Annotated in this window: 15 protein-coding genes; 8 read left to right on the top strand and 7 right to left on the bottom strand. The window is 70.3% G+C overall.

What is annotated here, in order from left to right; all coding sequences use genetic code 11:
* Positions 1–55: 55 nt before the first annotated feature.
* The 7 genes from mshD (at position 56) to GVV86_RS01085 (ending at position 7,450) form a co-directional block, all read left to right on the top strand.
* The gene (gene mshD, locus GVV86_RS01115) at positions 56–1,069 is read left to right on the top strand and encodes a mycothiol synthase (protein ID WP_159617709.1); all 1,014 of its coding nucleotides are present in this window, start codon (positions 56–58) and stop codon (positions 1,067–1,069) included.
* Between the two features lie 70 nt (positions 1,070–1,139).
* The gene (locus tag GVV86_RS01110; RefSeq protein ID WP_159617710.1) at positions 1,140–3,362 is read left to right on the top strand and encodes an RNA degradosome polyphosphate kinase; all 2,223 of its coding nucleotides are present in this window, start codon (positions 1,140–1,142) and stop codon (positions 3,360–3,362) included.
* A complete protein-coding gene (locus GVV86_RS01105; RefSeq protein WP_159617711.1) occupies positions 3,362–4,330 on the top strand; it encodes an NUDIX hydrolase in 969 nt (322 codons plus the stop codon). The genes GVV86_RS01110 and GVV86_RS01105 overlap by 1 nt, the downstream gene beginning before the upstream one ends.
* 99 nt (positions 4,331–4,429) lie before the next feature.
* Entirely contained in the window at positions 4,430–5,206 is a 777-nt protein-coding gene (locus tag GVV86_RS01100) for a thymidylate synthase (protein ID WP_246199734.1), read from the top strand.
* Positions 5,203–5,760: a dihydrofolate reductase gene (locus tag GVV86_RS01095; protein WP_159617713.1), complete on the top strand. Its 558-nt coding sequence runs from the start codon at positions 5,203–5,205 to the stop codon at positions 5,758–5,760. Before GVV86_RS01100 ends, GVV86_RS01095 begins: the two co-directional genes overlap by 4 nt.
* Before the next feature lie 67 nt (positions 5,761–5,827).
* A complete protein-coding gene (gene asd, locus GVV86_RS01090) occupies positions 5,828–6,973 on the top strand; it encodes an aspartate-semialdehyde dehydrogenase (RefSeq protein WP_159800926.1) in 1,146 nt (381 codons plus the stop codon).
* 48 nt (positions 6,974–7,021) lie between these two features.
* Entirely contained in the window at positions 7,022–7,450 is a 429-nt protein-coding gene (locus tag GVV86_RS01085; RefSeq protein WP_159800924.1) for a hypothetical protein, read from the top strand.
* Between the two features lie 124 nt (positions 7,451–7,574).
* Here the strand turns inward: GVV86_RS01085 and GVV86_RS01080 are convergent, their stop codons facing one another.
* The 6 genes from GVV86_RS01080 to GVV86_RS18430 all read right to left on the bottom strand — a co-directional run bounded on the left by GVV86_RS01080 (position 7,575) and on the right by GVV86_RS18430 (position 12,398).
* Positions 7,575–8,684 (bottom strand): UDP-N-acetylmuramate dehydrogenase, encoded by a 1,110-nt coding sequence (locus GVV86_RS01080; protein ID WP_159800922.1) that lies wholly within the window; start codon positions 8,682–8,684, stop codon positions 7,575–7,577.
* Positions 8,681–9,121 (bottom strand): MaoC family dehydratase, encoded by a 441-nt coding sequence (locus GVV86_RS01075; protein ID WP_159617717.1) that lies wholly within the window; start codon positions 9,119–9,121, stop codon positions 8,681–8,683. Before GVV86_RS01075 ends, GVV86_RS01080 begins: the two co-directional genes overlap by 4 nt.
* Entirely contained in the window at positions 9,118–9,570 is a 453-nt protein-coding gene (locus GVV86_RS01070; protein WP_159617718.1) for a MaoC family dehydratase N-terminal domain-containing protein, read from the bottom strand. The genes GVV86_RS01075 and GVV86_RS01070 overlap by 4 nt, the downstream gene beginning before the upstream one ends.
* 76 nt (positions 9,571–9,646) lie before the next feature.
* Positions 9,647–9,883, bottom strand: coding sequence for a hypothetical protein (locus GVV86_RS01065; protein WP_159617719.1), 237 nt, complete (start codon positions 9,881–9,883; stop codon positions 9,647–9,649).
* A gap of 20 nt (positions 9,884–9,903) precedes the next feature.
* A complete protein-coding gene (locus GVV86_RS01060) occupies positions 9,904–10,827 on the bottom strand; it encodes a DUF2797 domain-containing protein (RefSeq protein WP_246669832.1) in 924 nt (307 codons plus the stop codon).
* A gap of 119 nt (positions 10,828–10,946) precedes the next feature.
* Positions 10,947–12,398, bottom strand: coding sequence for an ATPase (locus GVV86_RS18430; protein ID WP_201291317.1), 1,452 nt, complete (start codon positions 12,396–12,398; stop codon positions 10,947–10,949).
* A 209-nt stretch (positions 12,399–12,607) separates the two neighbouring features.
* On the opposite strand from GVV86_RS18430, the gene GVV86_RS01050 reads away from it, so the two are divergent.
* Positions 12,608–13,756, top strand: a complete 1,149-nt coding sequence (locus tag GVV86_RS01050; protein WP_159800920.1) for a low temperature requirement protein A — start codon at positions 12,608–12,610, stop codon at positions 13,754–13,756.
* Between the two features lie 79 nt (positions 13,757–13,835).
* Here the strand turns inward: GVV86_RS01050 and GVV86_RS01045 are convergent, their stop codons facing one another.
* Complete coding sequence (locus GVV86_RS01045) at positions 13,836–14,417, bottom strand: helix-turn-helix domain-containing protein (RefSeq protein WP_159800918.1); 582 nt, start codon at positions 14,415–14,417, stop codon at positions 13,836–13,838.
* Between the last annotated feature and the right edge of the window lie 71 nt (positions 14,418–14,488).

The raw sequence follows: 14,488 nt of genomic DNA, 5'->3' as shown, positions 1-14,488 counted from the left end.
CTGAACCCTGGCCGGCGGCCGGTCCCGGCGGGTGCCGGGGCACTAGGCTGGGCGCATGACGGCCGATGCGCAGCTTCCCTCCTGGACGATCACCCGGACCTCCGGCACCCCGCAGGCCCCCCTGCTGGCGGAAATCCGCGAGCTTGCCGCGCGTGCGGCCGAGGCCGACGGCAACCCTCCCCTGTCCGAGCAGACCCTGGTGAACCTGCGTTCCTCCGCGCCCGACGCGGCCAGGGTCCTGCTTTTCACCGCGCGGCCCCGGGCCGGTTCCGGCGGGGACGCCGGGGACGATGCGGAGCTGGCCGGCGTCGCCGTCGTCAGCCTGCCAGCGGACGGGGCGCCGGGCGCAGGCCAGGAGGCCGCAGTCCTCGAACTGGTCGTGGCGCCTGACGCCCGCGCCGAAGGGGCCGGATCCGCGCTGGCGGCGGCGGTCGCCGCCGAGGAGGTTCCCGGGCTCCGGGCCTGGTCGCACGGCAACCATGCCGCCGCGGCCGCCCTCGCCGCCCGGCACGGGTTCCGTCCCGTCCGGGAGCTGTGGCGCATGCGCCAGACCCGGGCCGCTGCCGCCGAACTGGCGCCTTCCCCCGTCCTGCCCGACAAGGTCCGGCTTCGAACCTTCGCTCCCGGACGGGACGAGCAGCTGTGGCTGGAAGCCAACCGCTCCGCGTTCGCCCACCACCCCGAGCAGGGGTCCACGACCCTCGCCGACCTGCAGGCCCGCATAGCCGAGGACTGGTTCGACCCCGAAGGCTTTTTCCTCGCCGAGGACACCGAAACCTCCCGCCTGCTCGGCTTCCACTGGACCAAGGTCCACGCCGGCTCGGGCGCCCACCCGCCCCTCGGTGAGGTGTACGTCGTCGGGGTGACCCCCGAGGCGCAGGGCCGCGGCCTGGGCAAGGCCCTCACCGTGGCCGGCATCGAGTACCTGCACCGGCGCGGCCTGCAGGCCATCATGCTCTACGTCGACGCGGACAACACCGCAGCGGTGGCACTCTACCGCCGGCTGGGCTTCACGCGCTGGGACGTCGATGTCATGTATGCAGGTGGAGAAGACACGCCCAGCTTGTAAGGTTGGATTCCAGCACAGTGCCCGCTTCTACGCGCGCCCCGAGACACCATTGAACGCCGCAGGAGACACCATGGCATCTGAGACAGCCGCCCGAGTCCCATCCCGTTACGGTTCCTCGGAGACCTCACCCGCCCGGGCCACCCAGGACCGGATCGAGATTCCCGAATTCGCCCCGAGCCTGCTGCCGACCGGCGACATCCGCCCGGACCGGTTCCTTGACCGGGAGATCAGCTGGCTCGACTTCAACGCGCGGGTGCTCGAGCTCGCCGAGGATCCGGACCTTTACCTGCTGGAGCGGGTCGCGTTCCTCTCGATCTTCGCGTCCAACCTCGACGAGTTCTTCATGGTGCGCGTCGCCGGCCTGAAGCGCCGCATCGCCACCGGGCTCGCCATCCCCTCCGCGGCCGGGCTCAGCCCCATCGAGCAGCTCGAGAAGATCATGGAGGACGGATACCGCCTCCAGCAGCGCCACGCCGCGGTCTTCGCCGAGCAGATCCGCCCCGCCCTGGCCAAGGAGCACATCCACCTCACCACCTGGGACGAACTTGACGAACCGGCCCGGAACGAGCTGAACAAGCTGTTCACCGAGAAGGTCTTCCCCATTCTCACCCCGCTCGCGGTGGACCCGGCGCACCCCTTCCCCTACATCTCCGGGCTGTCGCTGAACCTCGCCGTCGTGGTGCGCAACCCGATCAGCGAGAAAGAGCTCTTCGCCCGCGTCAAGGTGCCCGACCAGCTGCCCCGCCTGATCTCCGTGGACGGGCACCGCGCCGGCAGCGTCGCCGGGCGCACTGCCCGCTTCATCGCGCTCGAGGACGTCATCGCCGTCCACCTCGACCAGCTCTTCCCCGGCATGGAGGTGCTCGAACACCACACCTTCCGGGTCACCCGCAATGAGGACCTCGAGGTGGAGGAGGACGACGCCGAGAACCTGCTGCAGGCACTCGAGAAGGAGCTGCTGCGCCGCCGGTTCGGCCCGCCCGTGCGCCTCGAGGTGGCCACCGACATCAACCCGAGCATCCGGGCGCTTCTCGCCCGCGAGCTGGGCATCGAGGAGGACGAGGTCTTCACCCTCCCGGCGCCCCTTGACCTCCGCGGACTCAGCGTCATTGGGCAGATCGACCGCGGAGAGCTCCACTATCCCAAGCACGTCCCGCACACCAGCAGGCACCTCAACGAGAGCGAGACCTCGAAGGCCGCCAACGTGTTCGCCGCCATGCGGCGCCGGGACATCCTGCTGCACCACCCGTACGACTCCTTCTCGACCTCCGTCCAGGCCTTCCTCGAGCAGGCCGCGGCCGATCCGAAGGTGCAGGCCATCAAGCAGACCCTGTACCGCACCTCCGGCGACTCCCCGATCGTCGACGCCCTGATCGACGCGGCCGAGGCCGGCAAGCAGGTGCTCGCCCTCGTGGAGATCAAGGCCCGCTTCGACGAGCAGGCCAACATCTCCTGGGCGCGCAAGCTTGAGAAGGCCGGCGTGCACGTGGTCTACGGCATCGTGGGCCTGAAGACCCACTGCAAGCTCTCGCTGGTCGTGCGCCAGGAGATCGACGGGCTGCGCCGTTACTGCCACATCGGCACCGGAAACTACCACCCCCGCACGGCCCGCTACTACGAGGACCTTGGCCTGCTGACCTCGAACGACCAGGTGGGCGAGGACCTGTCCCGGCTGTTCAACCAGCTCTCCGGCTACGCCCCCAGGTCCACCTTCAAGCGGCTGCTCGTGGCGCCGCGCTCGGTGCGCTCGGGCCTGATCGACCGGATCGAACGGGAAATCGCCAACAAGAACGCGGGCAGGGCCGCCCGCGTGGTCATCAAGGTCAACTCCATGGTCGACGAGGCCATCATCGACGCCCTCTACCGGGCCTCCCAGGCCGGGGTGAAGGTCGACGTCATCGTCCGCGGCATCTGCTCGGTGCGGCCCGGGGTGCCCGGGCTCAGCGAGAACGTCACCGTGCGCTCGGTCTTGGGCAGGTTCCTCGAACACTCCCGCGTGTTCGCGTTCGCCAACGGCGGGGACCCCGCGGTCTTCATCGGTTCCGCCGACATGATGCACCGCAACCTCGACCGCAGGGTGGAGACCCTGGTGCAGCTGAGCGCCCCGGACGACATCGAGTACCTCATGACGCTCATGGACCGGTACATGGACCCGCGCACCTCCAGCTGGCATCTCGACGAGACCGGCGCCTGGACCAGGCACGCCAAGGACGAGAACGGCGAGGACCTCGGCGACATCCAGTCCTGGCTGCTCGCCTCCCGTGCCCGGCAGCGCGCAGCCATCCGCCGCTGATGTCCGCCAACGTCCAAAGTCCGGCCGGCGCCGCGCCGTCGGCCACCGAGGTGGCTGTCACCGCCGCGGGCACCCTGTGCTGGCGGACCGAAAAGGGGCACCTCGAAGTGCTGCTGATCCACCGTCCGCGCTACGACGACTGGTCCTGGCCCAAGGGCAAGCTCGACGACGGGGAGACGACCCCGGAGTGCGCCGTCCGCGAGACGCACGAGGAGGTGGGCCTCAGGGTCCACCTCGGCATCCCGCTGCCGTCCATCGACTACGAGGTGTCCTCCGGACGCAAGGTGGTCCACTACTGGGCCGCGAAGGCGGACCGCCTCAAGCCCGTCCCGGACGGCAAAGAGGTTGACGAGTACCTGTGGTGCACCCCGGACAAGGCACGCCTCCTGCTGACCAACCCCTCCGATGTGGAGCCGTTGAATGCCCTTGAGGAGGCCCACGAACGCCGGGACCTCGGGACCTGGCCGCTGATCATCGTCCGCCATGCCAAGGCCAAGCCGCGCTCCTCCTGGAGCCGGGCCGAGGGCGAACGTCCGCTCGCGGCCACCGGCCGGCGCCAGGCGGTGGCCGTGAGCCGGCTGCTGCAGGCCTGGCGGCCCGAGCGGGTCATCAGCAGCCCGTGGGTCCGGTGCGTCCAGACGGTCTCGCCCTACGTCGCGAAGGCCGACGCAAAGCTGAAGCTCGTCGACGCCATCACCGAGCACGACGCGGCCCGGAAACCGGGGCGCGCCCGGGTTGCCGTGGAGAAGGTCTTCGACAAGCGCCACCCGGTGGCGATCTGCACGCACCGGCCGGTCCTGCCCCTGGTCTTCGGGGTGCTGCGCGGGCACATGGCGGCGCATCTGGCCGCACTGCTGCCGGTCGCCGACCCGTACCTGTCACCGGGTGAGGCGGTCATCTGCCAGGTCAGTTCCGTCAACCACGGGCGCATCGTCTCCGTGGAGCAGTACCGCGCCTACGACGACTGACACGCCGGGGCGCCGGCGGGCGCCCCGGCCGGTCCTCGCTAGACTGGCACGGTGAGCACACCCCTGAACACCCCGTATGAAGACCTGCTGCGCGATGTGATGGCCAACGGCACGGCCAAGTCCGACCGGACCGGCACCGGAACCCGCAGCGTCTTCGGGCGCCAGCTTCGCTTCGACCTGCGCGAATCCTTCCCGCTGATCACCACCAAGCGGGTGCACTTCAAATCCGTCGCCCTGGAACTGCTTTGGTTCCTGCGCGGGGAGTCGAACGTCCGCTGGCTCCAGGAACAGGGCGTGTCCATCTGGGACGAGTGGGCCGACGCCGACGGCGAACTCGGGCCGGTCTACGGGGTGCAGTGGCGCTCCTGGCCCACCCCGGACGGCGGACACATCGACCAGATCGCCAACGTCATCGAGGGCCTGAAGACGAATCCCGACTCACGGCGGCACATCGTGTCGGCCTGGAACGTCTCGGAGATCTCCAATATGGCCCTTCCCCCGTGCCATGCGTTCTTCCAGTTCTACGTCGAGCCCTCCCCCGAGGGCCCGGGCCGCCTGTCCTGCCAGCTGTACCAGCGGTCGGCCGACACATTCCTCGGGGTTCCGTTCAACATCGCCTCCTACGCCCTGCTGACCCTCATGGTGGCCCAGCAGGCCGGGCTGGAGCCCGGGGAGTTCATCTGGACCGGCGGGGACGTGCACATCTACGACAACCACGTCGAGCAGGTCACCGAACAGCTCTCCCGCGAACCCCACCCCTACCCGCGGCTGAGGATCACCCGCACCCCGGAGAGCATCTCCGATTACACCCTCGGGGACTTCGAGGTGCTCGACTACCGGCACCACCCCACGATCAAGGCGCCGATCGCCGTATGAGCTTCGAAGATGTCACAGTGGCCGGCGCCGTTGACGGCGAGCCGGTGATCGGCCTGATCTGGGCGCAGACCGAGGACGGGGTGATCGGCAAGGACGGCGGCATGCCCTGGCATGTCCCCGAGGACCTGGCCCACTTCCGCAGGATCACAGCCGGCCACCCGGTCATCATGGGCCGGCGAACCTGGGAGTCCTTCCCCGGGAAGTACCGCCCGCTGCCGGACCGCACCAATATCGTCGTCAGCTCCTCCGGCCCGCTTGAGGGCGCCGTCGTCGTCGGTTCCCTTCCGGACGCGCTCGCCGAGGCGCGGCACGCACCGGGTGCGGAACAGATCTGGATCATCGGCGGCGGGAAACTGTACGCCGAAGCGGTCGCCGAGGCCAACGCCGCGGTGGTCACCGTCATCGAGACCGACACCGACGGTGATACCTACGCGCCGGTGCTTGGCCCGGAGTGGGAGCTGAAGGGCGTCAGCCCCGCCGGGGGCTGGCTGGACAGCACTGCCGGCACCCGGTACCGGTTGAGCCTGTGGGCGCGCAGCTCCCCGACAGCCTAAGGCCTGACCGGCGGCGGGTGACGTAATCAGCACCGTCCCCCGCGGCGGGCTCGCCTAAGCTTGGAGGATGACCTCCGCAGCAAGCACCTCCCCCCTGCCCTCCGTCGGCTTCGTCGGCTGGCGCGGCATGGTCGGCTCCGTCCTCATGCAGCGACTCCAGGACGAAGGCGACTTCCGCCTGTTCAACCCCGTGTTCTTCTCCACCTCCAACGCCGGCGGACCCGCGCCGTCCTTCGCCGAGGGCGCCGGGAAGCTCGAGAACGCCTATGACGTCGAAACGCTGGCGAAGCTGCCGATCATCGTCACCGCCCAGGGCGGCGCCTACACCTCCGAGGTGCACCCCAAGCTGCGCGACGCCGGCTGGGACGGGCTGTGGATCGACGCCGCCTCCACGCTGCGGATGGAGCCCGAGTCGATCATCGTGCTTGACCCGGTCAACCGCGGGGTCATCGACGCCGGGCTGGCCCGCGGCGTGAAGGACTTCATCGGCGGTAACTGCACCGTCTCGTGCATGCTCATGGGCCTTGGCGGGCTGTTCCGCAGCGGCCTGGTGGAGTGGGGCACCTCGATGACCTATCAGGCCGCCTCGGGCGGCGGGGCCCGGCACATGCGCGAACTGCTCAGCCAGTTCGGCGCCCTTCACTCAAGCGTACTGAATCACCTCGACGACCCGGCCTCGGCCATCCTCGAGATTGACCGGGCCGTGCTGGCCCAGCAGCGGAACCCGGAGCTTGACGCCTCGCAGTTCGGGGTGCCGCTGGCCGGCTCGGTGATCCCGTGGATTGACGCCGACCTCGGCAATGGACAGTCCCGGGAGGAATGGAAGGCCGGGGCGGAGACCAACAAGATCCTCGGCACCGGCGACGGCGGGCGGATCCCCTTCGACGGGCTGTGCATCCGGATCGGCGCCATGCGCTCGCACTCGCAGGCGCTGACCCTGAAGCTGACCGAGGACCTGCCGGTGGCCGAGATCGAGCGCCTGATCGCGGCCGACAACGAGTGGGTGAAGGTGGTGCCCAACACCAAGGAGGCCTCCGTGGCCGAACTGACCCCCGTGGCCGCGACGGGATCGCTGGAGATTCCCGTGGGACGCATCCGCAAGCTCGAGATGGGCCCGAAGTACATCAGCGCGTTCACGGTGGGCGACCAGCTGCTGTGGGGGGCGGCCGAGCCGTTGCGCCGGATGCTGCTCATCAGTACCGGGAACCTGTAGCCGGCACCCGCGCGTGGAACTGTCAGAGGGCGGAGGCAGAATACCGGCATGGAACACACCGACGTCGACCGCATCCTGACCGGTTTCTTCGCAGCGAGCGCCCGCGGCCGGCATCCGGAAACGGTGATCCGGTACGGGCGCGTGGAGGCCGGGCTGAGGTCCTACCTCGAGGGCGAGGGGGCGCGTTCGCTGCCGCCTGAGGCGGCAGCGCTGCTTGAGCTTGAACGCCAGTTCTCCCCCGACGCCGCGTACGTGCGCCTGATGGGCGCCGCGGAGCTCCTCCACGCCCTGCCGGGATTCTTGGGCGTGCGCTGGCTGGCAGCGGACTTCCACGACCGGCTGGCCCAGATCAGCCTCGCCTCCCGCCTGGCGCAGTGGCTGTGCACCCGCCAGCTGGTGGACCGGAAGGCCCAGTGGGGCGACGTCCTGCTGACGCGTGCCGCCGCCGAGCATGCGCGGCGGACCTCGGTCACGTAGGCGCGGTTCTCAGCGGCGCGCCGGGCTTACCGAGTGCCGGGCTTACCGAGTGCCGGGCTTACCGAGTGCCGGGCTTGCAGAGTGCCGGCGCAGCCGCGCCCTGGGCGTACCGGGGTAGCGGCCCTTAGGGCGTGCTGGGCGCCGGGAGCGCGCACCCGATCAGCAGAGGTTCGGGCTGCAGCCGGATGCCGAACTTCGCCTCAACCCCGTCCGCCACCAGTCCGGCCACGGCCAGCAGGTCCCGGGCGGCGGCGCCGCCCCGGTTGGTCAGCGCCAGGGTGTGCTTCGTCGACAGGGAGGCCCGCCCGCCCGCCGCGGCAAAACCGGCGTCGTCGGCCAGCCCGAAGCCCTTGGCGAAACCGGCACGCTCGATCAGCCAGGCGGCGCTGAGCTTCACCTTGTCCGGGTCCGAGACCGGGTATCGGGGCGCGTCCTCCGGCAGGCCCGCCGCGGCCGCGGCGTCGATGATCGGATTGGTGAAGAAGGACCCGGTGCTGAAGGTGTCCCGGTCCTGCGCATCGAGGACCATTCCCTTGGCCGCGCGCAGCCGGAGCACCTCGCGGCGCACGTCGTTGGCGTAGGCCCGCTTGCCGGCCTCCACGCCCAGGGCGCGGGCAAGTTCGGCGTACTTCACCGGTGCGCTCATGCGGCCGAGCGCGAGCTGGAACTCGACGGCGAGGACCACATAGCGCGGCGAGCCGTTGACGGTTGTCTGCTTCAGCAGCGAGTCCCGGTACCCGAAGTGGAGTTCAAAGTTGGTGAAGCTCTTCACCGCCGACGCCTGCCGGTCCCACGTGCGCACCGTGGCGATCGTCTGGGACACGTCCGAGCCGTACGCGCCGACGTTCTGGACCGGCGTCGCCCCGGTGGAGCCGGGGATGCCCGAGAGCGCCTCGAGGCCGGAGAGGGCGTGCTTCACCGTGTACTCGACCAGTTCGTCCCAGTCCTGCCCGGCCTGCGCCCGAACCATGACCCCGCCGCAGGTGGCGTCGTCGTCGTTTACTGTGAAGCCGTCGGAGGCGATGCGGACCACCGTGCCCTCGAAGCCTTCATCGGCGATGACGAGGTTCGAGCCGCCGGCCAGGATGAGCAGCGGCTCGCCCGCGTCGTCGGCGGTGCGGACGGCGTCGATGATCTCCTGTTCGGAGCGTGCCTCGATGAGCGTGCGGGCGGGCCCGCCGACCTCTGCAGTGGTGAGGTCCGCCAGCGGCGTACCGGTGGGCTGCTGGCTCATGACAGGCGCACCACGGCCTGGGCCTTTACGAGGACCTTCTGGCCCTCGAAGGTCACCGTGAGGTCGATCCGCGCCGTTGCCTCCTCGGGGTTCAGCGCCCCGATGGTTCCCCGGACTTCGAGGACGGCTCCCGGGACCCCGGGCTGCGCCGTGGTGTCGGCGACCACGACGGGCTTGGTGAAGCGCGTCTGGTAGTCGATGACGGAGCCCGGATCGCCGGTCCAGTCGGTGACCAGCTGCACGGCGGCGCCCATGGTGAACATGCCGTGGGCGATCACCCCGGGCAGGCCGACGCCCTGCGCGAAGTCGGAATTCCAGTGGATGGGGTTGAAGTCCCCGGAGGCCCCGGCGTAGCGCACCAGGTCCTGGCGGGTCACCGGAATCGTCACGGACCCGATCTCCTGCCCGACGGTCAGTTCGGCTGCTGGGATGCTCACTGCTGCTCCTCTCCCCGGACGAGCAGGGATGACGTTGTCGTGGCGGTCCGCACACCGTCCACGGTTGAGATTTCGGCGCGCGTGGTGATCATCGCCCCGCCGCCCATGGCCCGCACCTGGTCGACGTGGAGGGCAGCGACCAGTTCATCCCCGGCCACGATGGGCCGGTGGTGGGTGAAGCGCTGGTCGGCGTGGACCACCCGGGAGAAGTCGATTCCGGCGCCCGGATCGGTGATGAGCTGGGCGTCCGCGCGCTGCGCCACGATGATGGCGAACGTCGGAGGCGCCACCAGGTCGGCGTACCCGAGGGCCCGGGCCGCTTCGACGTCGTAGTGGGAGGGATGGGTGGCCTTGACCGCACGGGCGAAGTCGCGGATCGCTTCGCGCCCGACGGTGTACACCTCACCGGCGGGGTAGCTGCGTCCCTGCAGGTCGGGGTTGATGGTCATGGGGTCCTCCGGGAGTTCGCGGGCGGCGGGCTGGATCAAGCGTAATCGAGCGGCAGGCTCGGTGGCCGGTCGGAGCTCAGCGGGGCGCTGCGGGGCTCCGGCGCCGCCGGGCGTCGCGGGTCCGCACCACCATTCCGGCGATGTGGCACAGCAGGCCGGCGCCGATCACCGGCATCGCGGCGAACACCGCGGCCTCGGCGTCGGCTGCGGCCCCTGCTACGGCGAGCGCGATGCCGGCGCCGGTGAGGATCAGCGCGGAGATCAGGAGCCTGCGGTAGAGCACCGATCCCGTGTCCCAGGGTGTGTTGAGCATCCCTTTATCCTACCGTGGCCCTAGAAGAGGGACTCCTGGACGGCCGGCACGGCGGTCGTGTAGTCCCCCGGTGCGATCCGCCGTCCCTTGAGGCGGGACAGGTCCGCGAGGAAGCGCAGCGGGGCACCGTCGAGGCTGACGAGGGCGCAGGAGCCCAGCAGCGGGCCGACGACGAACCCGTGGTCCCCGCTCTCGAGGTCCCCCGGGTAGGGCTGGGCCCCGCCGGCCGTCAGCACCTCCTGCCAGGACGGCGGCGGGTCGAACTCCTCGGTGACGACGGTGAAGCCCTCGAGCTCCATCCCCTCCCGCAGCAGCAGCCGGGCCGACTCGGCGAAGCCGGTGTTGATTCCGGCGAGCCGCTCCGGGGGCAGCGGCCGGCGGAGTGCCTCGGCCTTCGCCGCCGAGCGCACCGCCTGCGGCAGGCCCACGCTGCGCGTCACCTCGTCCTCGAGGACGCGCACCACCCGCCCGTTGTCCGCGAGGGCCACGTACGAGGCGGTGACGGCGCCCTGCTCCACCAGCCGCCCGCGCTTGCGCTTGGCCGAGGCGGTGCCGACCTTCGTGGCGCCGTCAGCGAAGGTCGCCACATACAGCCAGTGCGGCTCGTCGAGGTAGCGTTTCAGACCGTCCGGAGCGATGCCCGAGCGGTGGAAGTCGTGCATGAAGCGCAGGTCGTCCTGGGCGAAGCAGGGACCGCACTGGTAGCCCCGCTCGGCCTCGGCCTGCTGCGGGCAGGGCACGTGCGTGCGGGTCTCGGCGTCGCGGACCCGGTAGGAGCCCAGGCAGTAGCGGGCGCCGGCGGGGCCGAGCGTGCGGTACCCGAGCCGGGAGCCGGGCCGCAGCGGCAGGTCCGTCCGGACGCCGTCCGGGTCGGCAAGGACCAGGGCCGGCACCTCGCCGTGCCAGGCCACCCCGCTGCACAGGTAGCGTCCGCCGGGAATCACCAATTCAGCTTAGGTCACCGGCGGGCCCGCGGCGCCGCCCCGGACCCGTGCGCTCCGGGAGCCCGACCGGCCGCGTCGACGCCCTGCATCCTCCCGGGCGTCGGCGGTGGACCGGTGACTCAGAGGCCCTCGGCCACTGCCGCCGCCGCGGCGAGCCAGGCCCGCTGGGTGGCAGGACGCAGGGAGCCGTAGCGGATCCTGCCCTTCAGCAGGGCGGGGTCGAAGGGGATGGTGACGGCGCTGCGGGCCAGTTCGGTGAAGCCGGCGGCGATCGCCTGGGCCTGGGTCGCGGTGCCGTTCTTGTCGGACTGGCTGACGATGACCACGGCGTTGCGGGAGAGCTGCTCGTAGTCGCCTCCGCGTGCCCGCAGGGCCTCAAGCAGGAGGGCACCGGCCTCGGCGTGCTCCTCGAGGGTGGTGGTGGCGATGACCAGCTGATGGGTGTGGTGGAGCATGCGCAGCCACCGTTCGGCCGTCTCGTCGTTGCCCGAATCCACAACATTGAGCCGGAAGTACTTTGAGGCGACCTCGTGCAGGGCGTCGAAGTCCCGCGAGGTGACCTTCTGCTCGGAGGCCAGCACGTCGGGTTTGGAGCGCAGCACGTCGTACTTGTCTTCGGTCTGGTGGTGGACGTAGCGGGCAAGCAGCGCCGACTGGGCGGACGGGGCGAGCAGGGCACCGGTCTGCGGAAGCAGGTCGAGCACAGTGGCCTCATGCGGTCCCTGCTCGGTCCGCCACCCGAGGGTGCCGCGGGTTTCGTTGTTGTCCCAGGCCAGGACGGGCCCGCCCCCGTTGCGGGCGAACACCGCCGCGAGCATCACGGTGGTCGGGGTCTTGTTGGCCCCGCCCTTGCCGTTTACGACGGCGATCGTCCGCGGACCCGGCCAGTGCTGGCTTACCGCGCGGGTGTGCGCCCGCACCGTCAGTTCCGCGGCGGACGGCGGAATCCGCACGCCGATACGGGTCAGGGCTCCCCGCAGCCCGGTTTCGGCGGGCACCACTGCCGTGTCGGGGGTGAGGAAGGAGCGGCGGCCCGTCCGCGCCGCGGAGGCGCGCTGGCGGGTGGCCGGAGGGTCGGCCGGCTGCGGGGGAAGCTCCGACACGGGCTCGGACCCGAACGCTCCGCGCGGCGGCCGGCCGTGCTCAAGCGGCCGGGACTCCCCCGGTTCGGCGCCGGGCAGATCGGTGTCGGTGGACTCCGGCTCGATGAATCCGGCCTCGGCGGACTCGGGCTCGAAGGGTCCGGGCTCGGGCTCGAACGGTCGGGTGTCAGAGAAGCCGGACTCGAACGGTCGGGCGTCGGAGAGCTCTGGGCCGAAGGGCTCCGGCTCGTAGGGAACCGTGCCGTAGGGGACCGTCCCGGTCAGCCGGGCGGCGATCGAGGGGGCGTGGTCCGGCTCCGCATCGGGTCCGTACGCCACTGGGGTGCCATCGGGCTCCTCACCGGCGGACAGCGTCTCCCACCGGGCCTCCGGCTCCCCCTCGAGCAGGGACTGGCGGCGCCGGCTGGCCCTCGTGGGGAAGGTGTCGTTCGTGCTGTCGGCACTCCACGCGGAGTCACGTTCGGTCATGTAAGTCCATCCCCCCGCACACCTGACGGGGCGGCTGCTTAGCGGTCATTGCCTTCGCCCATCCTATTAGTACCCTGATCGTCGATGGTGCAGGCGAGTAACAGAGGGTGCGGATCGGCGACTCCGCCCGGCCTGCAATCTATGCTTTCCCTATGTTTCCCGCTTTCCGGTCCATGCGTCAGGTCCGGGTTTCGGACGAGTCCCATCGGGTGACGACTTTCGAACTCTTCTTCGACCTTGTCTTCGTTTTCGCCTTCACCCAGGTCACCGCCTTCATGGCCCACGAACACACCGGCTTCGGCGTGCTTCAGGGCATGATCATCCTCGGCATCCTCTGGTGGTCCTGGGTCTGTTATTCCTGGCTCGCCAACCAGACCCATGTCGACGAGGGCATCGTGCGCCTCGGGATGTCGGTCGCCATGATGGCGATGTTCATCGCGGCCCTGGCCATCCCCGAGGCCTTCCACGACATGGAGGGCGGCCTCAACGGACCCCTCGTGTTCGCGCTGGGCTACTTCGTCGTGCGGCTGGTTCACATCGGGCTGTACCTTATCGCCGCCGGGGACGACGTGCCGCTCCGGCGCCAGGTGATCAAGACCTCAAGCGCCATGTTCACCGGCTCCGCCCTCATCATCACCGGAGCCCTCGTCGGCGGGCCGTCCCAGACCTGGTTCTGGCTGGCCGGCCTCGCCGCGGATATCACCCTCACCTACCTCACCTCCGCCGGCGGGAACTGGCGGGTCCATTCCGCCGCGCACTGGGCCGAGCGGTACGGGCTCGTCGTGATCCTCGCCCTGGGCGAGTCGATCATCGCCATCGGCGTCGGCGCCTCGGAACGCCCGGTGAGCACCCTGATGATCCTGGGCGCGGTCTTCGGCGTCGGACTGTCCATCTGCCTGTGGTGGCTGTACTTCGACGTCATGGCGATCGCGGCCGAGCACGTGCTGGCGCGGCTCCGCGGCCGGGCGCGGGCGGCTCTCGCGGTCGATGCCTACACCTACCTCCACCTCCCGCTGATCGCCGGGGTCGTCCTGTCGGCGCTCGGCGTTGAGGATGCCCTCGCCCATGTCGAGGAACCATCGGGCTACGGCTGGCTGGGGGCCAGCGCACTGCTGGGCGGGACGGCCCTGTACCTCCTCGCCCACGCGGCGTTCTGGCGCAGGGTCGGCGGATACTGGAAAACATGGCGGCTCAGCACCGCCGCCGTCCTGCTGGCCCTGATCCCGGCCGCTTCCGGGTTTGCGCCGCTGGCCGCGCTGGGCCTTGTCTTTGGACTGTGCGCACTGCTCGTCGTGGTGGAGACCACCGTCTACGCGGAGAAACGCGCGGAGATCCGCCGTAGCCACTCTTCGGCGTAACGCGGTGCGCCCGTACGTCGGGCGCCTCCGCCGCGCGGCGCCACCTTCCCCTGCGGCGGCCGGGCAGCCCCGCCGGCTGCTAGGCCTTGGGCCGGGCCCGGACGTGCATCTTCTCCCCCTGATGGCCGAACAGGCTAAGGAACTCCACCGGGTATTCATCGGCGGAGGCAAACCAGTGAGGGGTATGGGTGTCGAATTCGGCGGCTTCGCCGGGCCCGAGGACGAAGTCCTTATCGCCGAGCACGAGGCGCAGGCGCCCATTGAGGATGTACAGCCACTCATATCCTTCGTGTACGCGGAGCTCGGGTTCGCCCTTCCGCGCATCGGCGGCAAGGACCATCTTGTATGCCTGCAGCCCGCCGGGCCTGCGGGTCAGGGGAAGGGCCGTCATGCCGCTGTGGCGGATGGGCCGCAGGTGGATCCGCGGATCCCCGGTGGTCGGCGCACCGACGAGATCGTCGAGCGGGACCTGGAACAGGCGGGCCAGAGGCAGCAGCAGTTCGAGGTTGGGGCGCCGTTGGCCGCCCTCGAGGCGGGACAGGGTGCTCGCGGAAACGCCGGTGGCTTCGGACACCTCGCCGAGGGTCAGCCCCCGCTGCTGGCGCAGCGCGCGCAGCCGGGGGCCCATGGCGTCAAAAACTGATGAAAGATCGCTTTCCATCTCCGCATCTTGCCATATCGGCAAGGAAGGTTGCCAGCACTTCCACCCGGCGGGACAGTGGATACGAGGGC

Source organism: Arthrobacter zhaoguopingii, from assembly GCF_009828595.1.
Taxonomy (GTDB): Bacteria; Actinomycetota; Actinomycetes; order Actinomycetales; family Micrococcaceae; genus Arthrobacter_D; species Arthrobacter_D zhaoguopingii.
Note: the sequence above shows the minus strand (reverse complement) of the source record. Positions and strands in the feature narration are given on the sequence as shown.